This is a genomic window from uncultured Paraglaciecola sp. (assembly GCF_943787955.1).
GTDB lineage: Bacteria > Pseudomonadota > Gammaproteobacteria > Enterobacterales > Alteromonadaceae > Paraglaciecola.
This window is the reverse complement of the sequence record NZ_CALSOK010000004.1, coordinates 1-24,924: the sequence shown is the minus strand read 5'-3', so window position 1 is coordinate 24,924 and position 24,924 is coordinate 1. Positions and strand designations below refer to the sequence as shown.

General features: G+C 41.1%; 18 protein-coding genes. 10 read left to right on the top strand and 8 right to left on the bottom strand.

Going from position 1 to position 24,924, the window contains the following annotated elements:
• Positions 1-88: 88 nt before the first annotated feature.
• On the top strand, positions 89-1,012 hold the full coding sequence (locus Q0Y52_RS03970; RefSeq protein ID WP_297818317.1) for a DMT family transporter: 924 nt from the start codon (positions 89-91) through the stop codon (positions 1,010-1,012).
• Positions 1,013-1,068: 56 nt separating this feature from the next.
• Here Q0Y52_RS03970 and Q0Y52_RS03965 read toward each other — a convergent pair whose 3' ends face one another.
• The 6 genes from Q0Y52_RS03965 to miaB form a co-directional block, all read right to left on the bottom strand.
• Positions 1,069-1,572, bottom strand: coding sequence for a GNAT family N-acetyltransferase (locus Q0Y52_RS03965; RefSeq protein ID WP_297818314.1), 504 nt, complete (start codon positions 1,570-1,572; stop codon positions 1,069-1,071).
• Between the two features lie 4 nt (positions 1,573-1,576).
• On the bottom strand, positions 1,577-3,115 hold the full coding sequence (gene lnt, locus Q0Y52_RS03960; protein WP_297818312.1) for an apolipoprotein N-acyltransferase: 1,539 nt from the start codon (positions 3,113-3,115) through the stop codon (positions 1,577-1,579).
• A gap of 29 nt (positions 3,116-3,144) precedes the next feature.
• Entirely contained in the window at positions 3,145-4,005 is an 861-nt protein-coding gene (locus Q0Y52_RS03955) for a transporter associated domain-containing protein (protein ID WP_297818310.1), read from the bottom strand.
• A gap of 64 nt (positions 4,006-4,069) precedes the next feature.
• Positions 4,070-4,558 carry an rRNA maturation RNase YbeY gene (gene ybeY, locus Q0Y52_RS03950; RefSeq protein ID WP_297818307.1) on the bottom strand — a complete coding sequence of 163 codons (489 nt, stop codon included), beginning with the start codon at positions 4,556-4,558 and terminating at the stop codon, positions 4,070-4,072.
• 7 nt (positions 4,559-4,565) lie between these two features.
• Entirely contained in the window at positions 4,566-5,630 is a 1,065-nt protein-coding gene (locus Q0Y52_RS03945; RefSeq protein ID WP_297818306.1) for a PhoH family protein, read from the bottom strand.
• A 42-nt stretch (positions 5,631-5,672) separates the two neighbouring features.
• Positions 5,673-7,103, bottom strand: a complete 1,431-nt coding sequence (gene miaB, locus Q0Y52_RS03940) for a tRNA (N6-isopentenyl adenosine(37)-C2)-methylthiotransferase MiaB (protein ID WP_297818305.1) — start codon at positions 7,101-7,103, stop codon at positions 5,673-5,675.
• A 281-nt stretch (positions 7,104-7,384) separates the two neighbouring features.
• Between miaB and kdsA the strand changes: the two genes are divergently transcribed.
• Positions 7,385-8,245 carry a 3-deoxy-8-phosphooctulonate synthase gene (gene kdsA, locus Q0Y52_RS03935; protein WP_297818302.1) on the top strand — a complete coding sequence of 287 codons (861 nt, stop codon included), beginning with the start codon at positions 7,385-7,387 and terminating at the stop codon, positions 8,243-8,245.
• A gap of 133 nt (positions 8,246-8,378) precedes the next feature.
• Here the strand turns inward: kdsA and Q0Y52_RS03930 are convergent, their stop codons facing one another.
• A complete protein-coding gene (locus Q0Y52_RS03930; protein ID WP_297818300.1) occupies positions 8,379-8,681 on the bottom strand; it encodes a hypothetical protein in 303 nt (100 codons plus the stop codon).
• A 221-nt stretch (positions 8,682-8,902) separates the two neighbouring features.
• Here Q0Y52_RS03930 and Q0Y52_RS03925 point away from each other — a divergent pair, with 221 nt between their 5' ends.
• The 7 genes from Q0Y52_RS03925 to Q0Y52_RS03895 all read left to right on the top strand — a co-directional run bounded on the left by Q0Y52_RS03925 (position 8,903) and on the right by Q0Y52_RS03895 (position 20,480).
• Complete coding sequence (locus Q0Y52_RS03925; protein ID WP_297818573.1) at positions 8,903-9,811, top strand: transcriptional regulator GcvA; 909 nt, start codon at positions 8,903-8,905, stop codon at positions 9,809-9,811.
• A complete protein-coding gene (locus Q0Y52_RS03920) occupies positions 9,792-10,412 on the top strand; it encodes an alpha/beta family hydrolase (protein WP_297818297.1) in 621 nt (206 codons plus the stop codon). The genes Q0Y52_RS03925 and Q0Y52_RS03920 overlap by 20 nt, the downstream gene beginning before the upstream one ends.
• Before the next feature lie 355 nt (positions 10,413-10,767).
• Positions 10,768-11,214 (top strand): transposase, encoded by a 447-nt coding sequence (locus Q0Y52_RS03915; RefSeq protein ID WP_297818294.1) that lies wholly within the window; start codon positions 10,768-10,770, stop codon positions 11,212-11,214.
• A 72-nt stretch (positions 11,215-11,286) separates the two neighbouring features.
• Positions 11,287-11,601, top strand: coding sequence for a transposase (locus tag Q0Y52_RS03910; RefSeq protein ID WP_297818570.1), 315 nt, complete (start codon positions 11,287-11,289; stop codon positions 11,599-11,601).
• Between the two features lie 683 nt (positions 11,602-12,284).
• Positions 12,285-15,314: a CheR family methyltransferase gene (locus tag Q0Y52_RS03905; RefSeq protein ID WP_297818291.1), complete on the top strand. Its 3,030-nt coding sequence runs from the start codon at positions 12,285-12,287 to the stop codon at positions 15,312-15,314.
• Positions 15,307-17,220: an EAL domain-containing protein gene (locus tag Q0Y52_RS03900; protein ID WP_297818288.1), complete on the top strand. Its 1,914-nt coding sequence runs from the start codon at positions 15,307-15,309 to the stop codon at positions 17,218-17,220. The genes Q0Y52_RS03905 and Q0Y52_RS03900 overlap by 8 nt, the downstream gene beginning before the upstream one ends.
• Before the next feature lie 1,100 nt (positions 17,221-18,320).
• Positions 18,321-20,480 carry an exonuclease domain-containing protein gene (locus tag Q0Y52_RS03895; protein WP_297818285.1) on the top strand — a complete coding sequence of 720 codons (2,160 nt, stop codon included), beginning with the start codon at positions 18,321-18,323 and terminating at the stop codon, positions 20,478-20,480.
• Positions 20,481-20,979: 499 nt separating this feature from the next.
• Here the strand turns inward: Q0Y52_RS03895 and Q0Y52_RS03890 are convergent, their stop codons facing one another.
• Positions 20,980-22,803 carry a sodium:proton antiporter gene (locus Q0Y52_RS03890; protein ID WP_297818283.1) on the bottom strand — a complete coding sequence of 608 codons (1,824 nt, stop codon included), beginning with the start codon at positions 22,801-22,803 and terminating at the stop codon, positions 20,980-20,982.
• A gap of 272 nt (positions 22,804-23,075) precedes the next feature.
• Between Q0Y52_RS03890 and Q0Y52_RS03885 the strand changes: the two genes are divergently transcribed.
• Complete coding sequence (locus Q0Y52_RS03885; protein WP_297816481.1) at positions 23,076-24,287, top strand: IS256 family transposase; 1,212 nt, start codon at positions 23,076-23,078, stop codon at positions 24,285-24,287.
• Positions 24,288-24,924: the final 637 nt, after the last annotated feature.

Genomic DNA, 24,924 nt, shown 5'->3' with positions numbered 1-24,924 from the left:
ACTTCAAGTTGATTGAGACGTTACCAGATCTGATGGAATTAATAAGATAAATTAGTATTTACATCTTCAGAGTGAAAAGTTAAACAAGATGAGAAGCACCGTTTTATATGTTACGACAGTACTGATATGGGGTTCTACATGGCTTGCAATCGAATACCAGCTAGGTGTTGTTGCACCTGAAGTATCGTTAGTTTACCGTTTCTCAATTGCTGCATTATTGATGTGGATATATTGCTTAATTAAGCAGTTACCGATGCAATTTAGTATTAAAAATCATTTTTTCTTTATGACATTAGCTTGTTGTAACTTCGGATTTAATTACTTAATTCTGTATTGGGCACAAAATTACTTAACTTCAGCCATGACCTCTATAGCGTTTTCTACATTATTAATAATGAACATTATCAATACCCGAATATTTTTTGGCAGACCTATCGCTCCTCGTATTCTTATCGGCGCAACCTTAGGCCTAGTAGGTATTATTGCTCTGTTTTGGCAAGACATTAAAACCTTAGACTTTGCCAGTGAAGCGATAATCGGTTTGGGGCTTTCGTTAGGCGGTACCTTTGTTGCCTCATTGGGCAATATGACCAGTGTGCGTAATTCAAGCAACAATATTGGTATTATGCAAGGCAATGCATGGGGTATGTTATACGGTAGCTTATTTCTGCTCATCTTTACTTTGAGCAGTGGCTCTGAATTTAGCTTAGATACTAGGCTTCCCTATATTGCTTCTCTTCTGTACCTAAGCATATTTGGTACGGTCATCGCTTTTGCTTGTTATTTTTTATTATTAAAAGACATAGGCCCTGACAAAGCCAGTTACTCTGTGGTGTTGTTCCCTGTGGTAGCTGTGACATTAAGTATGCTGTTTGAAGGGTTTGTTTGGCAAACGAGCACTGTGATTGGTTTTGTTTTGGTACTGATAGGTAATGTGATTGTGCTTACCCCGATGGATAAGATGAGAGTTATATTGGCTGGCACAAAGGGAGTGGAGCAGGGGGGAGGTTAAGGCATTCCTGTTGCGCTATTATAACTTGAGTCAATTATAACGAGAGGACTTTATGATTATAGCTGTTTTGCAAGTTTACCTAATGCCTGACCCGTCACTCGATTCACCGTCCATTCATCCATGGGCTGCGCGCCTAAAGATTGATAGAAATCGATAGCGGGCTTATTCCAATCCAATACCCACCACTCTAAACGCCCACAATTTAATTCTATGGCAAGAGATGCTAAATATCCTAGCAGGATCTTACCTAGTCCTTTGCCTCGCATCGTGGGTTGCACGTACAAGTCTTCTAAATAAATACCTGGGCGACCAAGAAACGTTGAAAAATTATGGAAGTACAACGCAAATGAAACGGCCACGCCATTATATTCACCAATCACCACTTTGGCATATGGTGTTTCGCCAAACAGGCTTTGTTTCAGTGTGGCTTCGTCAGCAATGACTTCATGTAACAGTTTTTCGTAATCGGCCAATTCTCGAATGAACCTAAGGATCAGTCCGGCGTCATTGATGGTTGCTGGGCGAATAGTAAAATGAGGATTGCGGGTTTGAGTGGGCATTTGACTAACTATCCTTCAGTTGCTTTTTATTCCAACAGGCCAAACAAAACATTATTAAAGACAAACACCAAACTGGCCAATCACCAAACGAACGGTATGGGGTATATCCCTTAACTTGTTGGACAACATCACTCAGTACTGCAGCTTCGAACTGAGGTAATCTACTTTGAATTTGACCTCGGTGATCGATAAAAGCGGTGATACCGTTATTGGTTGTACGTAACACGGGTAAACCGAACTCTTTGGCCCGCACTTGTGCAATTTCTAAATGTTGGGCTGGACCATGAGAGCCACCAAACCAAGCATCATTACTAACAGTGATAATAAAGTCAGTGTTGAAGTATAGGTTAGCGGAAATCTGCTTGGGAAAAGCGATCTCGAAGCAGATTGCCGGGGCAAAGTGATACCCCTTTACCTTTAAATTAGATTGTTGATAATCACCTCGGCTAAAGGATGACATGGGCAAGTCAAATATAGGGGCTAAACCACGTATCCAATTTTCTAATGGAATAAATTCGCCTATGGGCAGTAAGTGGTGTTTTGCAAAACGATTAGCATGAAAATAATAGTAGTGGCCGTGTTCATTGGCATCTTCATCATCATCTTTATCATTTTGATGCTTTTGTCCTAAACCGATTAAGTTGTTGTAGGCTTCTTGTGTTTCAAAGTTGTAGTTAACAATACCCGTGATAAGGCCTGTGTTTGTTTGTGCGGCTAGGTTATCTATTTGTTTAATATAATCTGCGGCTAACGGCTCAAGTTTAGGAATAGCCGCTTCAGGCCAAATAATCACATCATTGTTCCAATGATCAGCACTCATATTTTTATATTTGTCCATAGTGGGCTGATCTTGCTCTGGTGTCCATCGCAGGGCTTGCTCTATATTGCCCTGGACCATTGCAATACGGGCACTCTCACCACTTGGTTTTGCCCATTGATATTGGTTTAACGCTACACCTGAAACAAAGAGTACGGTGACAACAATAATACTAGGAAGCCATTTCTTATCAGCTAACCATATAGCAAGTGCCGTGCTAATGAGTACCGTCAAACCTGAAACACCAAACTCGCCAATGACTGGGAACCATCCTGCAAGTGGGCCTTGTATTTGGCTATAACCTAATGAAAGCCAGGGGAAACCAGTTAAAAACCAACTTCTTAGCCACTCAACAGCTAACCAAATAAAGGGCAGAGCAATAGGCCATAATTTATTGGTAAAATATTTATTGACTAAATAACAACTCAGAGCAGGGAATAACGCTAAATAGGCGCTTAACAGCAACATTAAACTGATGGAGCCAATCAGTGGGATCCCACCAAAATCAGCAATGCTCACATGCACCCAACTGACACCTGCACCGAACCAGCCTAAACCGAAAGCAAAACCCAGTTTAAAACTTTGTTTGGGAAATGAGTTACTGAGTAAGTGAATAAGTCCAGTAACGCTTAGGAAGGTAACAAACCATAATGAAAACGGCGCATAAGCCAATGTAAGCATCGCGCCAAAAAGAACAGCTAAAAATAATTTTAAAGAGAATGACATATCACTCTCTTTGTCTATGATACTCAGAGCTACTCTTCCGTTTCTGGTAAGGTCACTTTTAACTGTAATAAGCGTCTTTTATCTGAGTTTGTCACTTTAAATTTAAGTTCACCAATCGTGACTTTTTCATCACGCTCTGGCATATGGCCAAAGGCTTTTAACACAATCCCACCAATGGTATCTGCTTCTTCTTCATCAAATTTGGTTTCGAAAAACTTATTGAAATCTTCTAATGATGTGAGGGCTTTAACTGAGTAGGTGTATTTATTAAGTGGGCGGATCCCATCGTTATCATTTTCTTCCACATCATGTTCGTCTTCAATTTCACCCACTATCAGTTCGAGAATATCTTCAATAGTCACTAATCCTGACACGCCACCATACTCATCTACCACTATTGCCATGTGATAACGTTTTTGTTGAAACTCTTTGAGCAGAACATCGACACGTTTACTCTCGGGAACAATGACCGCTGGGCGAAGAATATTCTTTAATTCAAATTTCTTGGCAGGCATAAAGGCATATTCAAGCAAGTCTTTAGCTAGCAAAATTCCTTCAATATGATCTTTGTCTTCGTTAATAACAGGAAAGCGGGAATGAGCAGAGTCGAGGAGGATAGGTAGAAACTCTTCTACATTTTGGTCAATTTCAATGGTGCGCATTTGTGCTCTTGGGATCATTATCTCCCGTACACGCATTTCGCTCACTTCCATTACCCCTTCAATCATAGCTTTGGTTTGGGGATTAATGACTTCTCGTTCTTCGGCGTCTGTGATGACTTCGAACAATTCTTCTTTGTTTTTCGGCTCTCCCGTAAAAGATTGGACTATTTTCTCAATCCAGCCTTTGTTGACAGAACCGCTAGTAGATGGGGGGGTATCTTCGCTCATGATCTCGTTATTTAGGTTAGTTGTCGTAAGGTTTTAAGCGTTACGAAATATTAAAAATGTATCATTAATGATTTTGGTAGGGATCGTCAATGGCTAATTTTTGTAATATAGCAATTTCAATGCCTTCCATTTCTTTTCTATCGAGCTCTTCTGTGTGGTCATAACCAAGTAAATGCAAGGTGCCATGTATCAACATATGTGCCCAGTGGTGATCTATCACCTTGTTTTGTTCTTTAGATTCTCGTTTGATAACCTGCACGCAAATAACAATATCCCCTAAAAAGTTAGATATCGATTCATCTAAATCAATACCATCAGGTAATACCAGGTCGGGCATTTCAAAAGGAAAGGACAGCACGTTAGTTGCCTTGTCTTTATCACGATATTGTTGATTAAGTTGATGAATTTCTGCATCGTCAACAATGCGCACAGTGATTTCTTTGTTTTCTAGTTGCTGATCAGACAATAAAGTGTCTAGCCACAATTGAAACTTCTCTTTTGAAGGAGTATCAGAACAATCACTGGCAAGTTGTAAATCTAGAATAGCGCTCACAGGTTTTTCACTTAGCGGGATTTTTATGGTTATTGGCAATGGCTTCATTAGAAAGTGATGCTAGCTGTGCTTTTTTTTCTAGTCGTTCTTTTTCTTGTTTGCCTTCATATTCCTCATAAGCCATTACAATACGCCCTACAACGGGATGACGAACTACATCATTAGCACTAAAAAAGTTAAATGATATGCCATTGACATCTTTCAACACTTCAATGCTGTGTCGCAAACCTGAACGGACACCTCGAGGTAAGTCAACTTGTGTAATATCTCCGGTGATCACCGCTTGAGAATTAAAACCAATTCGGGTTAAGAACATTTTCATTTGTTCTACAGTTGTGTTTTGCCCTTCATCCAAAATGATAAAGGCATCATTTAGAGTGCGTCCGCGCATATAGGCCAAAGGCGCAACTTCTATCACACTGCGCTCAATTAATTTTTCAACTTTTTCAAAGCCAAGCATTTCAAATAATGCGTCATATAAAGGGCGCAGGTAAGGGTCGACTTTTTGAGACAAATCACCCGGTAAAAAGCCTAATTTTTCACCGGCTTCTACTGCAGGGCGGGTTAATAATATACGGCGAACTTCTTGACGTTCCAATGCTTCTACAGCGCAAGCGACGGCTAAATAGGTTTTACCGGTACCTGCGGGACCTACACCAAAACTAATATCGTGATTAATGATATTACTCACATATTGAGATTGGTTAGGATTGCGAGGTTTGATGACCCCACGTTTGGTTTTGATATGGATTTCTTTACCATATTGACCTGTTTCGGCACGTTCCAAACATTTTGCCTCTTGAATAGCTAAATGTACTTTGTTTGGCTCGATATCTGGGATCACACCTCGGATTGGTTGCGTTTCCATATACAATAATTTGAGTAATTCTGCCGCACCGCTGGATTGTTGTGATTGCCCCATTACTTTAAATTCATTGTTAATATAAGTGATCTCAACGCCTAAACGGCGTTCAATTTGTTTAATATTGTCATCCAGTGGTCCACACAAGCTGGATAGACGTTTGTGATCTGAAGGCTCTAATACAATTTCACTGCTTACAAGGTTACTCAAATGGTTACTCTCTTTGCTGTATAATTTTGCTGGCGTAACCGACTACACGATGGCAACCTGACCGACCCCTAAGTCATCAACTTTATTTGGGTTTTTAGCTAAAATCGTGTGTGGTGCCAATTCGTTACGTAAGTCCATTTGATCTTCGGTTTTGATCACATGACCTCTTAATGAATTAGCAAACACATCGGTTATTTTAACATCAACAAACTGACCAATCATTTTTGGCATGCCTTCAAAGTTCACTACGCGATTGTTTTCTGTACGTCCTGACAACTCCATTGGATTTTTTTTACTTGGACCTTCCACTAAAATACGTTGCTCGGTATCGACCATGTTACGTGCAATACGCAATGCTTGTTGGGTGATACGTTGTTGCAACAAACTCAAACGTTGTTTTTTGGTTTCTTCAGTGACATCATCAGGTAAGTCAGCTGCTGGTGTGCCGGGGCGTGCGCTATAGATAAAACTAAAACTCAAGTCGAAGTCCATGGCTTGAATTAAGTCCATAGTGGCTTCAAAATCAGCGTTAGTTTCGCCAGGGAAACCGATAATAAAATCAGATGACATGCTCAAGTTAGGACGTATTTTTTTAAGTTTTCTAATCTTAGATTTATACTCAATCGCAGTATGACCGCGTTTCATCAAGTTTAAGATACGATCTGCACCAGATTGAACTGGTAAATGTAAATGATCTACCAGTTCAGGGATTTGTGCGTAAGCATCGATAATGTCGTCAGTAAACTCTACCGGATGAGAGGTGGTATATCGAATTCGGTCAATTCCATTGATAGAAGCGACTAATTCTAATAACTCGGCAAAAGTGCAAATGCTACCGTCGTAATTCGGACCACGAAATGCGTTTACGTTCTGCCCCAACATATTGACTTCACGCACACCTTGTTCAGCCAACTGAGCGATTTCTAGCAATACGTCATCTACCGGGCGGCTGACTTCTTCGCCACGCGTGTAGGGCACTACACAAAAAGTACAATATTTAGAACAACCTTCCATAATGGAAACAAATGCACTGGGACCATCTGCCTTGGGCTCGGGAAGACGATCAAACTTTTCAATTTCTGGAAAACTAATGTCGATGACAGATTTGCTACCACCTTTAATTTGATTGATCATTTCTGGTAAGCGATGCAGGGTCTGTGGGCCAAAAACAAGGTCAACAAATGGCGCACGTTTACGGATGGTTTTACCTTCTTGTGATGCCACGCATCCACCAACGCCAATAATGAGATTTGGTTTGTCTTTTTTCAGGTTTTTCCAGCGGCCTAATTGATGAAATACCTTTTCTTGCGCTTTCTCACGAATTGAGCAGGTATTAAGCAATATAATATCCGCGTCTTCAGCTGTGTCTGTGGCTTGATAACCATGTGTCGAATTCAATAGGTCGGCCATTTTTTCCGAGTCATACTCGTTCATTTGGCAACCCCAGGTTTTAATAAATAGCTTTTTTGTCATAGCGGATTGTATTTACCTTAGGCAATCATTTTGTGTTGTCACTTAAAAGACATCGAGTCTTAACAAGTCACTAAAATCTAACATTGCATTTTACGGGTTATTTGACCTAACCGCCACTTTTACCCGAAATTTATCTGGATAAATGCGAACAAAAGAAAGAATAATCGAATGGACAGTCTAAAAAGCAAAATTAACGGTCGCTGCTATTTTTCAGATACCCACAAATGGCTTAGCTTGCTATGCTATTCCTTTAGACAAACTTGAAATATTAAGAACTCTCTATGCAAACGCAACAAAATTTACAAAAACTCGCCATTGGTAATATTGAAGTGGCTAATGACAAGCCTTTTGTGCTTTTTGGTGGCATGAATGTGTTGGAGTCTCGCGATATGGCAATGCGTATTGCAGAACATTATAAAGAAGTGACCGATAGGCTTGGTATTCCTTATGTGTTTAAAGCGTCGTTTGATAAAGCTAATCGTTCATCTGTAAATGCCTATCGTGGCCCAGGAATGGAAGAGGGACTCAAAATATTTGAAGAAATCAAACACACTTTTGACGTGCCTTTGATAACAGATGTTCACGAGTCTTACCAAGCCGCACCTGTGGCTGAAGTAGTGAACGTGATCCAATTACCTGCATTCTTAGCTCGTCAAACTGATTTGGTTGTCGCCATGGCAAAAACTGGCGCTATTATTAATGTTAAAAAACCACAATTTTTAGCCGCTCATGAAATGCGTCATATCATCACTAAATTTGGTGAGGCGGGTAATGATAAAATTATCTTGTGTGAACGAGGCTCTTGTTATGGTTATAACAACTTAGTGGTTGATATGTTGGCTATGGATGAAATGAAAGCCTATGCACCGGTTATTTTTGACGCCACCCATGCTTTACAAAAACCTGGGGGACGGACTGATTCGGCTGATGGTCGTCGTGCTCAAGCGGCACAGCTTGCCAGAAGCGGTATGGCGTTAGGATTGGCTGGGTTATTTATTGAGGCACATCCCAATCCTAATGAAGCTAAATGTGATGGACCTTGCGCATTGGCTTTGGATAAATTGGAACCGTATTTACAACAAATGAAAGCATTAGACGAATTAGTGAAAGGCTTTGCACCTCTTGATACCAGTGCTGACTAGTAATTAATGTGTTCGAATATTTGCTGTACTAGGCTCATTCGGCTCATTCGGCTTTTTCGGCGAGTTTAGCACATGTTGCCCTGCACAGCGATAACTGGCTAATAGGCGTTAACAAGTTATTAAGAATTCAAATTTATTCTGCGATGACAACCTTAAATTTGAATTCTGGTAATGTTTCACCCACGTTTAGCACTATTTCATTTGTTTGTGATTGAAGTGTGTCAATATTAAGTTGTTTGACAACATCTGTTTTAATGAAAGAAGCTTGAATGTTTGCTAGCATCGTGATCAGATTATTATCTATTTCAGTTTCAATGTTGATCCCAATTGAACTTTTAAGTTGAATGGTAGAACGATTAGAGCTCAACTCTGCTTTAGCCGTTTGGGTAAAAAGTACAGAGACTAAAATAGCCAATAATGTATTAGTTGTTTTCATTTTGTTAACCTTTGGTTTGGTAATGTAAAAAATCATAAGTTTTTTTGTATGTTAATTCTGTTGTGTTGCCGTTATTTATTGTTTTAAAACAATAAATATTTACCACGAATCGAATTGTATACTTATGTTTAAACCTATTGAAATGACATTTTCTATGCTTGTGGATTAGAAAAACTAATGCTTTAATGGCGCCTGAAATATTATTAGTTGACTACTTACCCATGAACCGCAGATTACCCCCTCTTAACTCCCTTAAAGCCTTCGAAGTCGCTGCTAGGCATCTCAGTTTTACCCGCGCCGCTGATGAATTATTTGTTACTCAAGCCGCCGTTAGTCATCAAATAAAAGCATTGGAAGAGTTTTTATCCATGAAACTTTTTGTTCGCAAAAATCGTGCGTTGTTTTTGACTGAAGAAGGCCAGAGTTATTACCTTGAATTGAAAGAAATTTTTCAGTCGTTAAATGATGCTACTGAGCGATTAGTGGCAAAAGGGGGAAAGGGAGCCATTACTGTGGCGTTACAAACAAGTTTTGCAATTCAGTGGTTAGTGCCTAGGATCAGCAAATTTAGTCAGTTAAATCCAGATATCGATCTTCGCATAAAAGCCGTAGATGGTGATGAGGGATTTTTAACCGATGATGTGGATGTCGCTATTTATTTTGGCAAGGGCAAATGGTCAGGCCTAGCAGCTGATAAGTTACATACTGAATATCTCACTCCTATGTGTTCTCCTCTATTGATCCAAGGAGATAAACCCCTAAGGCAGTTGGACGATCTTTCACAACATACGTTATTGCACGACTCTTCCAGAGATGCTTGGCAGGAGTGGATACGACACTTCAACGTATCGGGAGTGAATGTTAATCACGGCCCAATTTTTAGTCACTCTTTGCTAGTTCAACAAGTGGCAGCTTTAGGGCAAGGGATTGCACTAGGATACAGTTTTTTAGCCAGACCAGAAATTGAAGCGGGACGATTGATCTGTCCATTCGAAGAAAAGTTAATTACTAAAAGTGCTTATTATTTAGTCTGTCATCAATCTCAGGCTGATTTAGGCAAAATCACTGCATTTCGAGAATGGTTATTGGCACAAGTAAAAGAAGAACAAGATGAACAAGACTTTGAATAATATGGCTAAAGAGCCCGTAGCTAGTTTTGTTTTTGCCCACGGTGCAGGTGCGGGGCAAAATAGTGAATTTATGCAGTTAATGGCCGAGGGATTATCAAAACACAGCATTAATGTAGTGCGTTTCAATTTTGCTTATATGCAATTGGCCGAAGAGTTAGGTAAAAGGCGTCCGCCTGAACGGGCTGATAAATTGCTCGCTCACTTTAATGCTGTACTAAGTGATGTTGACAGCAGTTTCCCCATCTTTATTGGTGGCAAATCGATGGGCGGGCGAATGGCAAGCATGTTGTTACAAGAGTCAAAAGCGCTTGGCTGTATTTGTATGGGATACCCATTTCATCCACCGGGTCAATCTGAGAAATTACGTACTGCTCATTTAGAAACGATTAATAAACCCGTACTGATTTTACAGGGTGAACGGGACACCTTTGGTACACGTGAAGAGATCAGTTCATATAATTTATCTACACAGGTTCAAGTGAGTTATCTAACGGATGGCGATCATAGTTTTAAACCGCGTAAGGCTTCTGGCTTCTCTCTTGATGGTCATATCAATCTAGCGATTATCCAAACTGCTGAATTTATTAAGTCGCATATCTGAATAGACTTTGTTTTACATGCCTAACTTAATCTGCCCTTAAATTTCAATACAGACCACACCCAGAGCACAGAAAAATGACCGGCTGTAGGATGCCAAAAGAAGTGGTTGCTGCTGTAATGGCATAGACAGCTAAATAGCTGACTAAAGTTTACTCTTGTATCTTAAACCCGTGCAAAACATAAGCTATGTTTTACACTATCCAAGGTGATTGGATAGAGGGGTAGAGACACTGCAATTGCTCTTAGTGCTTACCATTCTGTGGATCAGATTAGTGCCTACCTCTCACCATTAACGTCTTAAAATGCGAACAGTATCTTGTGCACAGTCTGAAGCTGTAGCACGAATAGCGACAAGAATGCAGTTGACGTTAACTTATCCAATCAAAATTAGTGTATCTCAACGTAAGGGCTACTTCATGATATTTGTGGGTATTGATATATCTAAATTAACTTTTGATGTGGCCGTGTTGATGGATGGTAAGTATATGAGTCGTCAATTTAAGAACAAGCAGTCTGGTTTTTTAAAATTCTCACAATGGATAAAGTCATTTAAAAACCCGGCCTATTTCTGTTTAGAAGCAACGGGGATTTATGGTTTGGCATTAGCTAAGCATTTATATCAAACCAACCAAAAGGTCATTGTTGCCAATCCACTCCAAACCCATGCGTTTGCTAAAATGGAAATGGCGAGAAATAAGACAGATAAAGCCGATGCGATGAGTATTGCTCGCTATTGTCAGTACTTATTTAATAGCGCAGTGATTGACAAAGGCCTCTTCATACCAAGGTCTGCGGCATTTTAACGGGTACAGCTTCTTGTTACACGCCTAGATCAGTTAAGTAAGATGAAAAGCCAGGAAAACAATCGTTTGGGTGTGAGCTTAGATAAGGCAGCTGCAAACTCCATTGAGTCGGTGCTGACTTTTATTGATAAACAAATAGAGGTCATTAAAAAAGAAATAACCATGATTATTAAGCAGGATGAGCCACTAACCGTTCAGCTTAAGTTACTCGTTAGTATTAATGGTAATGGGGACAAAACAGCATGGGCATTGCTAGCGTATATAAGTGATATTTCTTTATTTGAAAACTCAAAACAGATAAGTAGTTATGCCGGGCTCAACCCAAGCATTGATCAACCTGGAACCAGTCTTAATCGTTCCAGCTTATCAAAGACAGGGAGTGCTTGATTACGTAAATCATTGTATATGCCAGCCATGGTTGCCGTCAGATATAACCCATTAATGCTCGCTTTTTATAATAAACTTTTAACCAAAGGTAAGCCTAAAAAAGTAGCTTTGATCGCGGTGATGCGAAAATTACTGGTACTGGCTTTCGGGTATTGAAATCAGGAAAAATGTTTAATATAAATTATCAACATTAATCAGATTTGGGCTTGATCATCAAGACAGTATCTGACCCCATAAGTTTCTTTATAGTTTTTAAATAGTTTGTGCCAATAGCCGACAGTCATGGCTCACCCTTTTGATTAGTGGTTGTAGTAGTAAGGAGTCAGTCGATGGAATTTATTGTATGACTCCTTGAAGCGATCACCAGCCAGCTTGGATTTAATCATTTTACTGCGATTAGAGCGAAGTAATAGATTAAATTAAGGTGTTCGGTGTTAAACTGATTTAATGCTGTTGCCCGAACTAGTACTTGAGGTTGCTTGGGTCTGTTTTTTATGAGGCTAGAGCAATATTTTTTTTGTCATGGATGTAAAATTAAGGGGGAATGATGTCAACGCTTCGAACCAGCAGGCAAGCATCGGTGTAATTAAGGAATGTAGTTATGGCTTTACATGTTTAGTATTAACTTTTACCGGTCTTTAACCAATAATCGGCCTTACCGACACTCAGGTGCAAAGTAATTCATGGTTGAAAAAAAAAGGACTGAGGTGGCGCAACAACTTCAAGGTCAAAAAGACCGTAAGTCCGACTCCCTCGAGCAATTTCCGATTGTAGGCATAGGCGCCTCAGCTGGCGGTCTGGCCGCATTTAAAGCCTTCTTTGCTGGATTACCAAGCGATGTTGAGCCCAACATGGCCTTTATTCTGGTGCAGCATTTAGCCCCAGACCATAAAAGTATTCTCACTGAAATAGTACGGCAATACACCCGCATGAAGGTGTTTGAAGTTGTCGATAGGGACGAGGGGGTTCAGGTGCGCATGAATTGCGCCTATATCATACCGCCCAATCACAATATGGCTTTTGTTAATGGCAAGTTGCACCTGTCCATCCCGACTGGGCCGCGGGGTCAACCAATGATGATTGATTTCTTTTTTCGTTCACTGGCCGTCGACCAAGGTGGTCACGCCATCGGTATCATACTGTCAGGCACTGGCAGCGATGGGACTCTGGGGGTAAGGGCGATCAAGGGTGAAGGAGGCATGGTAATGGTGCAAAGCTCTGAAACTGCTGAATTCGACGGCATGCCGAACAATGCTATCGCCACCGGTCTGGTTGATTACCAGTTGAACGCAGGGGACATGGGCCCCGCACTCATCGCTTATGTAAAGTATGGCTATGAGCAGCGTTCCATGCACGTCGAAGAGTTTAAGACTCAAAACTCGTTGATGGAAGTGTTTAGGTTATTGCGGGAACAGACCAACCACGATTTTTCCCAGTACAAACCCAACACGGTTAACCGGCGTATTGAGCGAAGGATGGCGGTGCATCAAATCGACAGCATTGAAAAATATGTCGTATATTTGCAGAGAAACCGGCAGGAAGTAGAGCATTTGTTTCGGGATTTATTGATTGGTGTGACCCACTTTTTTCGCGACAATGCGGCATTTGACGATCTTGAAACCCAAGTAATAGCTCAACTTTTTGACGATCGGCCGCTGAATTCCCCGATCAGGGTTTGGGTAGCTGGCTGCTCAACCGGTGAGGAAGCTTATTCCATCGCCATCCTTATCTACGAAAAACTGGCCTTACTCAAAAAGAACTATGAAGTACAGATTTTTGCCACAGACATTGACCCTAAAGCAATTGAGACAGCACGACGCGGGCTTTATTCAGCCAGCGTAGCGGTGGATATATCAAGTGAGCGGCTGTCGCGTTTTTTTATTGCCGAGGGTAAGGGCGAGGACGTTATGTATCGCTTACATAAAAACATTCGTGACATGTTAATTTTTTCTGCCCAGGACATTATTAGAGACCCGCCTTTCTCCAAACTCGACCTGATCAGCTGCCGCAATCTACTGATCTATTTGAACACTGACTTACAGCACAAAGTCATACCGATGTTTCATTATGCACTGAATTCTGGTGGCTTTTTGTTTTTAGGTAGCTCGGAAGGTATCAATGACTTTTCCGATTTATTTACGGTCAAGGAAAGGCAGTCAAAGATTTTTAGACGCAAGGAAAATTTTCATGCTCAGCATCGCCTGACATTTTCACGCTTAATGACGCCATCTACGCGAGTCCCACACACTATCAAAACCATTGCGAACATCTCCCCTGATGATGACAAAGTATCGCTGCGGGCGTTAACCGAACAAACCTTGTTGAAACACATCAAATCGGCCTGCGCGCTGGTCAATGCCGGTGGTGATATTTTCTATCTATTTGGACGAACGGGTATGTATCTGGAACCTTCAGCCGGGGAAACCATTGTTAACAACATCCTTAAAATGGCGCGCCAGGGTTTACAGTACGAGCTATCTGCGTCTTTGCATCAGGCGGCCCTCAAACAAGTCATCATTCACTCCCCGGGGCTGCGGGTTAAAACCAATGGCGACTTCACAACTGTCAACTTGACTATTCGACCCACAGTAACACCGCCCAACAAAAAATCGGACAATGCCTTATATTTGGTCATCCTGGATATGGTCCCAGTGGGCGAACAAGGTCCTACTTTACATCCTGCCAACAGCACGGACAGCGAAGTCACAGCGGGAAACATACCGGACGATAAGGCCAGTATCGCCGCTCTGATGCAGGAATTACAATGCAAAGAAGAATATCTTCATGCGATTAATGAGGAGCTGGAGGTGTCCAATGAAGAGCTTAAATCCTCCAATGAAGAAATGCAGTCGATCAACGAAGAGCTGCAATCGTCCAATGAGGAACTGGAAACCTCCAAAGAAGAATTGCAATCGGTCAATGAAGAGTTGTCTACGGTGAACGTTGAGCTGCAAAGCAAGATGGCCGATCTGACGCGTGCAAATAACGACATGAACAATTTATTGGCCGGTACCGGTATCGCCACTGTTTTCGTCGATCTTAATCTGCGTATTATGCGCTTCACTCCCGCCGCCACCAGCATTATCAACTTGATCGCCAGTGATGAAGGGCGACCGTTGGCGCATATTGTCACTAATTTGCATAACAGCGAGGCATTGTTAAGGAATATTCAAGCCGTGTTAGACACCTTGATCCCCAGTGTTATGGATGTTGAAACCATCTCGAACAAGTGGTTCACAATGCGTATTTTGCCTTACCGTACCCTCAACAACTCTATCGAAGGGGCGGTACTTACCTTTGTTGATATCACCGAGGCAAAGCACACCCGTGAGGCCTTGCAGCAAAGCAATGATGTCACGCATCTGGGCACTCTACTGCAACATGCCCGTGACGCCATCACAGTGCAAGACCTCACAGGCCAAACTCTGGCCTGGAACCACGCCGCCACCCAGCTCTATGGCTGGAGTGAAGAGGAGGCACTGTCACTTAATGTGCAGCAACGTATTCCTAAAATGCAACAAAAAGATGCGCTGAGCAAGCTCAAGCAACTTAGCAACGATGATGAAATCGAGCCGTATCGAACCCAACGACTCAACAAAGCGGGGCTTACGCTAGACATATGGATGACGGCCACCGCTTTACTCAATGAGAGTGGAGAGCTGTACGGCGTTGCAACCATGGAGCAGTTCTTAAAAGGAAATAATAGTGACTAAGGGAAAAAGTATTCTACCCGGCCAGTTCAATAGCCTTCTGGCTTCGCACCTGCCTCCCAAATTACTGCGCGAACGGGCCGAAACCGTTGAGCGTGAACGAAGCCCACTATGGCCTGAAGAGCTGAATAAACTCAGTGTCGCTACTGCCAATGAAATTATTCATGAATTGCGTGTGCATCAAATCGAACTAGAAATGCAGAATGACAGTTTGCATCTTGCTCAGGAATTGCTGGCACAGTCTCAGGCACGCTATGTGGCATTGTATGACTTGGCTCCGGTGGCTTACTGTACGGTCGATAGCAACGGAGTGATCCTGCAAGCCAATCTCACCGCTGCTAGTCTGCTGGGCGTTAGCAGAGAAACCTTATTGCAACAGTCACTGTCTGCTTTTGTCGTCAACGAAGATGAAGATAACTTTTACCTGTTTAGACATAAAACCCTGAACAGCGAAAAGAATGTTTCGACAATATGCGAACTGAAAATACGGCGTTCGGACAATACGCTTTTTTGGGCACACCTAGTTGGCGTATGTGTGCCTGAAGAAGACGGTGCGAAAGTGCTGCGTATCGTATTTAACGATGTAAGCGCACAGCACCATGACGCAGAAGAAATTCGTCGCCTGGCTTTTTTTGACCCGTTGACAAGCTTGCCTAATCGACGCTTGCTGTTGGACAGACTATCCCATGCTCTATATACCACTAGCCGAAGCGGACACTATGCAGCACTCATATTTCTGGATCTTGACCATTTTAAATTGCTAAATGACTCTCTGGGCCATGGCATGGGCGACTTGCTGTTGCAGCAGGTCGCCAACCGTTTAAAGAACTGTGTACGCGAGGGCGATAGTCTCGCACGACTCGGTGGTGACGAGTTTGTGGTGTTACTGGAAGCTCTAGATCAGAATGATAAAAACGCGGCAATGCAGGCCGAGGCAATAGCCAGAAAAATATTGTATGTACTGGGCAAAGATTACTTATTGCATCAGCAAACTTACACCATCACCGCCAGTCTTGGCATCATAATGTTTATGCACAACCACAGTGAAATGGACGAATTGTTCAAGCATGCCGATATCGCCATGTATCAAGCGAAGGCAGCAGGGCGCAATACCTTGCGCTTTTTTGACCCAAGTATGCAGGCGGCGGCGGAAGTACGCAGTGCCCTCGAACAAGATCTAAGCCGAGGCCTGAGGCAGAATGAGTTTGTCCAGCACTATCAAATCCAAACCACCAGTGATGGCAGTGTCATAGGTGCAGAAGCGCTGCTGCGCTGGAACAATTCACAGCATCGTATGGTTCCGCCAACGCAGCTATTTCAACTAGCTGAAGAAACACGTCTGATTTTACCTATAGGCCAATGGGTACTGGAAACCGCTTGTGCACAATTGGTGAAATGGTCACGACAACCGGAGCAAAGTAAATGGAGCATGGCGGTGAACGTCAGCGCCTTGCAGTTATCGCAAGATGATTTTGTCGCCAGTATCACCCGTGTGTTAACAAAAAGCGGGGCCAATCCTCACTTGCTCAAGCTGGAACTAACCGAGACTATGCTGGCAAACGATATCGCCGGCATTATTGAGAAGATGAAAGCCCTAAAAAAGCTAGGTGTATGTTTCTCACTGGATGATTTTGGTACTGGCTTCTCATCGCTGTCCTACCTCAAGCATTTGCCGCTGGAGCAGCTTAAAATTGATCAGTCATTTGTTACTGATCTGTTGACTGACCCCAGCGATGCTATGATCTGTCAGACTATTATCGCACTGGGCCATAACCTGGGCTTGAATGTCATTGCCGAGGGTGTTGAAAGCAAAGCCCAGTTCGACTTTTTGGCTGGCATCGGCTGTGATGCGTTTCAGGGTTTCTATTTTGGCTACCCTGTCGAAGCAAGCGCACTGCAATTGGATTAGGGAATAATTCACAGTGATAATCCATCTTTTGACTATTATGTCTATAGCTGAGCTAGAGTATAGGTAAAAACAAAATGTCATTTTCCATATTGACATCTATTTTATTTTTTAAGGGAGTAAAATCGGCTATTTTCGTCTTTTACTTAACCTTTTTTATGTAATTCATAATTCGGAATTCAAAACAAGCGCCTCCCACTGTTTTACAAACCAGTCTTGAATATTGCTTTTGTTTATAGTTATAAACGGCTTTTATTCAAACACACTTATTTGAGGCTGTGAACTATTTGGGGGGTAAAGCTTTGTTCAATGTCTGCTGATCGCTCATTGCAACCCGTTAGGTTTAATTGGGATTTATTGTCCAGAAATGATGGATATTTATCTTTTTAGCGAAGCCGCAATTTTCTTTTTCCCTGTGCTTGTTTGTCCTTTGTGATACCAATGCTTTTAGTTTTACATATGGATGAATATATAGAAGTCGGGGGGTATGACTGATTGCACTCACGCAACCCTTAGAATGGGTCGTGATCAGTGCTGGTAGAATGTAGAATTGAAGGTTGAATAATGAGCGGCTGTAGGATGCCCAAAGGACTGGTAGCTTTGGTTATGGCATAGAACAGCCAAATAGTTGACTAAAGTATACTCTGCCCCAGAAATTTTAGGTGGTGTTATGATTCGTCGATTGTGTAAAAGTACCATTTAACTGGTGTATCCTCTGACTCAGTTTGTCATCCTGTGTCTCAACAAAAATAGGGTAATGATTACTCATTAAACAATCCGCGTAAACAACCCAATTGTAGCGTTCACACACGACAGATAAAATCGCAGAATCAACTAAAATTATCAATCTGAAAATAGATTGGGTAATTGCTATTACCCCGTGTCGAAATATGATGATGCGCACCGTTAAACACTATTCATAATAGCCCATTCATTTTTATCATCTAAGCTCGATATGTATTAAATCACCATATTTTAAAAAAGAAACCTATGCAAAATTAAAGACCTGAATTTGAGGTATAACCTAAATTTAAGCATCAAATTTTACAACTGTATAAACCACTGTATATAATGGGTCCAATGTTTACAACTAGTGTCCTCCAATGCGCAAATCTCCAAAAGAATTACCAGAAAAATATTATCATGCTCATTTTAATGAGTTTATTCATTTTATTACCCAACAATGTGCGCACTTGCTAGACCAAGAACACCAAGAGTTTTTAAGTTGTTATCAGCAATTATGCCATGACGCTCAGTGCATGTTTGTCAGGGTCATCAATCGGCAAGGTTTGTTTATTACCTTAAATAAAATGTTTTATCACGAGATCAACGAATGCCTAGGTCAATTGGCTGTACTGGAGCAAGCATATTTATTACAGAAATTAGAACCTGACGATGTCCAAGTTTGGCTGCAACAATTAACGAAAATACAGTTGCTTGAAATTTTAGAGCAGTATGCTGTCAGTGGAGTTACAAAAAGTGCTTCAAAACAGGTTTTGTTGGATCAAGTGATTCATTCCTGCACGAATACTCAATGCCTCTCCTCAGATCTTGCACAGCAATTTCGAGTCAAAAACTTTGAGTCCCGTTTGGCCTATTTATTATTTTTATTTTTTGGTGATACCAGTAGTGGATTAGATAAGTTTTCGATGCGTGATCTTGGAGTATTAAAAACACGTCAAAATATTCCAAAACCTACTGCAAGATTTGATAACTTGGAACAGGCTAAGAGTGTTTTCTTTTATAGTTATAAGCTTGGGCAACTCAATTGTAATGATCTAGACATACAGAAATATGCAGTAAGTAACCTCAGCACATTTAAACATCCTGAACCTGCCATCAACTGTGCACAATCTAAACAACTTCAGGGTGAATTTTTCTATCTCTTAGGTAAACAATTATTGCCTGAGTATCCTATGTTAGCAATGGAATATCTTTGTGCATCCACTCATCATAAAGCGCAAGAAAAATGGCTAAGAGAACTCTACAAGTTGGGCGAAAAAGATAGGGTTAAAACTGAGTTAGAAAACATTATTGATAACTCTTTAGATGATACTTTATTACTTTTCGCTGAAGACTTTTATGAACGCAAGTTTCATCAAGTAAAAGTCAGTAAATTAACTCAAAAACTACGAAATGACAGTTATAAATTAGTTATAGATGAAATACATAAAGACCAAGTGGAAAAGGGTGTTAAATACTATTACCAGAATTTAGGAGCGACTGCTTTAAGGACTGAAAACCGTCTGTTTAACGCTTTGTTTGGCCTGACATTTTGGCAGGAGCTGTTTAATCAGCAAGTCGATTCAATAGCAACAGAGTTTGATCGTAGACCTAAAGTAGTCAAGGAAAATACGATTTATGAAATGTTAGCGGAGGCCATCGAGCAGCGGCTACTGATGTTTTCTAAGCCACAAAATGCCATTGCCTATCTAACAAAGATAGCCGCGCAGTATTATGGTCAACCTAATGGCATGTTCCGTTGGAATACTCAGATTATACAGATCATATCAATTTTTTTAAACGCGGCCCCATCAGAGTCTGTTGTGGTTCATTTAAGAGCGATGGCTCAAAATTACCATGGCCTGAATGATGGTTATCCAGACTTAATGATCATAGAAAATGGAGAACTCCGATTCGAGGAGGTAAAAGCACCGGGTGACAGTATCCGACCCAACCAATACGTAAGCATGAACGCATTGCAATACGCTGGGTTTGATGTACGAATTTGTAGAGTCAAATGGTTTGTCGATCCTATGCAGACTTATGTCGTGGTTGATGTAGAGACTACCGGGGGTAGACAACCACAACATCGCATTACTGAAATTGGTGCAGTGAAAATGATTAATGGTGAAATAGTCGATACTTGGAGTAGTCTGATAAATCCACAAAGACATATTTCAAAGTTTATTACTAAATTCACGGGTATCAGTAATGATATGGTCAAAGATGCTCCTTTATTTAGTGAAGTCGCTGATAGTCTCAGTGAGTTTATGCAAAATTGCGTATTTGTAGCGCATAATGTCAACTTTGATTACGGATTTTTTAAACAAGAATATCAGCGCATTGATCGTTATTTTAAAATGCCTAAATTATGCACGGTAAGAGAAACAAGAAAATACTTCCCTGGACTTAAGTCCTATTCCCTAGGCAATTTATGTGCAACTTTTGAAATCCCATTGGAAAGTCACCATCGTGCTTTGTGTGACGCAGAGGCGGCAGCGGCACTTTTAAAAATGATCCTCAACAAAAAATCAATATAGATAATTAGGTAAAATCAAATAGCCTTTGATTTTACCTAATTAAGCTCTTATTTATCTTTTCAGTGTTTCATTTTTATCATTTTGACAGGCATGGCCTTTGGCGCAAATTTACTAACTTTGTGCAAGCTCATGTTTGATTATCAACAATTGTTAACTATCAGACAATTAAGCTTGCCATTTGCTAAGTGGCCCTTGTTACATGGTGCAGTCACTTATAGTTGATATATTATACTTTCGACTGTTGTTTGGTCTTTTTACAATGGCAAGCCCGGCTTTGTTTTTGATGTTTGCCTCTGCGCTTCTTAAATTGACTGAAAGCCACCAAAAGTGTCATTTAGGGCATTATATTGGGTTGGGTTGGGTGTGTATATCTTTGGGAATTGATGTGACATTTTTCGCTACTGATAGAGGTACAACTGGCGTTATCAAGCATACTGGCTTTCACAAATGCCAAAGCGTCCAGTACACCTCCAAGGTTGGAATAGATACATTGGAGTCTTTAAGTGGTTTTTGTTGGGTTTAGATTAGGATCTGTTGGTTTATCTTCACTAATAAGACTGATAATTCGCCAGTCAGATTTGGGGTGGGTATCGGTCAGGCTAGTATACATTGTTACCCTTCCATTAGGTTCAATGGTACTTAATGCAATGGCACGCCCTTCATAATGTTTCTGGTAGTCGTCAAAGGTAAATTCGTCTGACAAACGTGTTGTCTTGATAGTCGCACCTTTAGCCGCGTAACCTGCCAATTTCGCATAGGTGATGCCATCATCGAACAGGCATAGTTTAGCAGCATAAGACTCTGAAACCTGGTGGCTTGCGCGCTGCTGGTTTTCATTAGCACTAAGGCCTAACACACTGCCTTTGCCCATTTCATGTTCAAAATGATAGGTTACCAGTGGGTTGAGTTGTTTGTAGGGCGACATAACCAACACAGTGCCAAATAAAGATAAATCTAAACTGCGTTCAGCATGTTCAGACATGGGGTTACCGAAGTAGGATGGGATATTGTCCATACGCGCCAACCTAATCGCTTCCCAGTTTGTATCGGCCAAGTGCACAGTAACATTTTGCACAATCAATTCTTTGGCAAATAATCTTGAAAATAACCCCCCTCCAAAAATCAAAAAACCATAAGGGGCAGGAGCTCTTTGACCGAGGCATTTAGCGACTTTAACCGAAGTAAGGCTTTGAATGACGACTGTAACAATGATAACCAAAAACACCAAGGGTACTAATAATTCAAATTGGCCGTAATCTAACGCCTCTAATTTCAATGCAAACAAAGCAGATACCGCTGCTGCTACTATACCCCGGGGTGCAATCCAGCTAAGAAGTGCCACTTCACGCCAATTTAAATTTGTCCCCAAGGACGATATAAATACAGATATTGGCCTAGCAACAAACATGATCACCAGCAAGACTACGACTGATCCCCAGCCTAAGTTAAGCATAGCGCTGAGTTCAATTCTTGAGGCTAGAAGAATAAACAATCCAGAAATCAATAATACACTTAAGGTTTCTTTAAATTCCAAAATATCATCGACTTCGACCCGTTTCATATTCGCCAACCATATACCCATGATTGTGACTGTTAATAAACCAGACTCGTGAGCAATCATATTAGAGCTTTCAAATGCACCCAACATTAAGGTTAATACTGCGGTATTCACTAAATAGTGCGGTATCCAGTTATTACGTAAAATAATGCCCATTAGGTAGCCCGAAAGGGCGCCAAAAACAACGCCGACTGAAATGGTTTTAGCAAAAGCAAATAAGGTATGACTTAGCGCATTTTGGGTAGACACTATGTATTCAAATACTAATACTGCTAACAATGCACCAATTGGGTCGATGACTATGCCTTCCCAGCGTAAAATGTTAGCTATTTTAGTGCTGGGTCTCACGGTTCGTAACATAGGTACAATCACCGTGGGTCCTGTTACGGTAACAATAGCACCAAACAAAAATGCCATCTCCCAAGACATACCCATAGCATAATGAGCAATAGGAGCGGCAATTATCCAAGTGATCAGGGCACCAACTGTGCACAGATTGCGAACCATTGAACCATGCCCTCCTAAATCTTTAAATTTCAGAGTCAGTGAACCTTCAAACAAAATAATAGCGACCGACAGAGACACTATTGGGAAGAGTAAGTCACCAAATAATATGTCCGCATTAATAATACCGGTTACTGGACCAACAATAATCCCTGCAATTAATAGCGGTAAAATAGCCGGAAGTTTTATTTTGTAAGCCAAAAATTGGCAGGTAATGGAAATAAGTCCCACCGCCACTAAGGAGATAATTGGATCGTTCAAGTGAATCCTAAACCATTTAATATGTTTAAGACTTAGCTCATCACAGATAAGTAATTAAAATCAACCCATTAAACTCGATTTAGTTGTTAGTGATCAGGTAAACCATCACTAATATATTGTTCTGAGAATTAATCACTAGTAGAAAGTGTTAGTCCACTGCTTTTAGTTTGGTTAATACTTGCTGAAGTTGATATTTTTTGAGGCTGTAACAAATTTTGTGTAACTGCTTATCATAAATTACTCTATTGAGAGTTAAGGATAGGCAGATGCAAATGAACAGAAAAGAACTTGAAGCTTTCGCTAAAGAAGCGGCCAAAGGCATTAAAACCCCAGAAGACCTGAATGATTTCAGTCGAATGCTGAAGAAAATAACCGTTGAAGCTGCATTAAACGCTGAGATGGATGAGCATTTAGGCTACGAGAAACATGCTAAATCAGTAGTCAAAAATAGTCGTAATGGCATGACTTCTAAGCGTATAAAAACGGAAGATGGTGAGTTCGACCTCGACACACCACGTGATCGTGATGGCTCTTTTGAGCCTAAGTTGGTCAAAAAAAATCAGTCTCGATTTACGTCCATGGATGAGAAAATTCTTTGGCTGTATGCTCAAGGCATGAGTACAAGGGAAATCGTTCAAGCCTTTGATGAATGGTACGGGGCAGACATCTCACCCACGCTTATATCGAGAGTGACTAACGCCGTCATCGACAAAGTCGTTGAATGGCAATCACGACCGCTCGACCCCATTTATCCGATTATTTATCTCGATTGTCTTGTGGTGAAAATTCGCCAAGATAAACGTGTTATCAATAAATCCATCTTCCTTGCGCTTGGTATTAATACCGAAGGCCACAAAGAGCTAATGGGCATGTGGGTAGCCGAGAACGAAGGCGCTAAGTTCTGGTTGAGTGTGCTGACTGAGCTGCAACATCGTGGTGTAGAAGATATCCTAATTGCCTGTGTAGATGGCCTCAAAGGCTTCCCTGATGCGATTAACGCAGTGTTTCCACAAACCCATGTTCAGCTTTGTATCGTGCACATGGTGCGTAACTCACTTAAATACGTTTCTTGGAAAGACTACAAGGCTGTTACTACTGATTTAAAGAGTGTGTATCGTTCAAGTACAGAGGAAGAAGCCTTGCTTGAACTCGAGCGTTTTAGCGACACCTGGGACGAGCAATATCCGCAAATTAGTAAGTCATGGCGAGCACACTGGCAGAACTTAAATACTATCTTTAATTATCCTGCGGACATCCGAAAAGCGATATATACGACCAACGCGATTGAGTCTCTCAACAGCGTTATCCGTAAGGCACTTAAGAAACGAAAGATATTTCCAAGCGACGATTCAGCTAAGAAAATGGTGTACTTAGCTATTACCGAAGCATCAAAAAAATGGTCTATGCCAATTCATAACTGGCGACAGGCGATGGTTCGCTTTATTATCGAGTTCGGGGACCGCCTCGAGAAACATCTTAAATAATGGCAGTTACACAGAATCTGTTACAGGCTCTATTTTTTATCTGTGACTATCGCTTCCAGAACCTCCAGCCTACCTTTAACCGCTGCTAACTCCTTTTGCATATTTTTCTTTTCAGAGTTATTTAGGTTGGCATTGGCTTTTGGTCTCATTTATGACTAATAAGTTTAAACCCTATGGGTGGCTAACGCTGGTGGTATATTTGCCGTATTTTTAGCAGGATCAAACACTGCACCTTGGCTATTATCCACAATACCAACATGCCAATAGGGATATAGAACCATTCTATTCTGTCTAGCCCAAAGGTATTCACAAGTAGTATATTTAAGCCTATTGTGAGTATCGCTGCCCGTGCCTTGGACATGTGTCAATTACGATTTCATTCAACTAAAGTGATAACCACCTGCTTATGTCACTATGAATGAAAAAAAACACACGCTTGTGTTATGTCATAAATCTAAGTGTGAAAAACATCAGTATTAATGATGCTTGTGTATAACGACGTTAATCGTTAGCTTTTAGCTATTAACAATTTTATGACATTGATTATGCCAACTGAAAAACAAAAACATTACTCAACTTGCACGTTATGTGAAGCTATGTGTGGCATCGAGGTTACCACTCAAGGCAGAGATATATT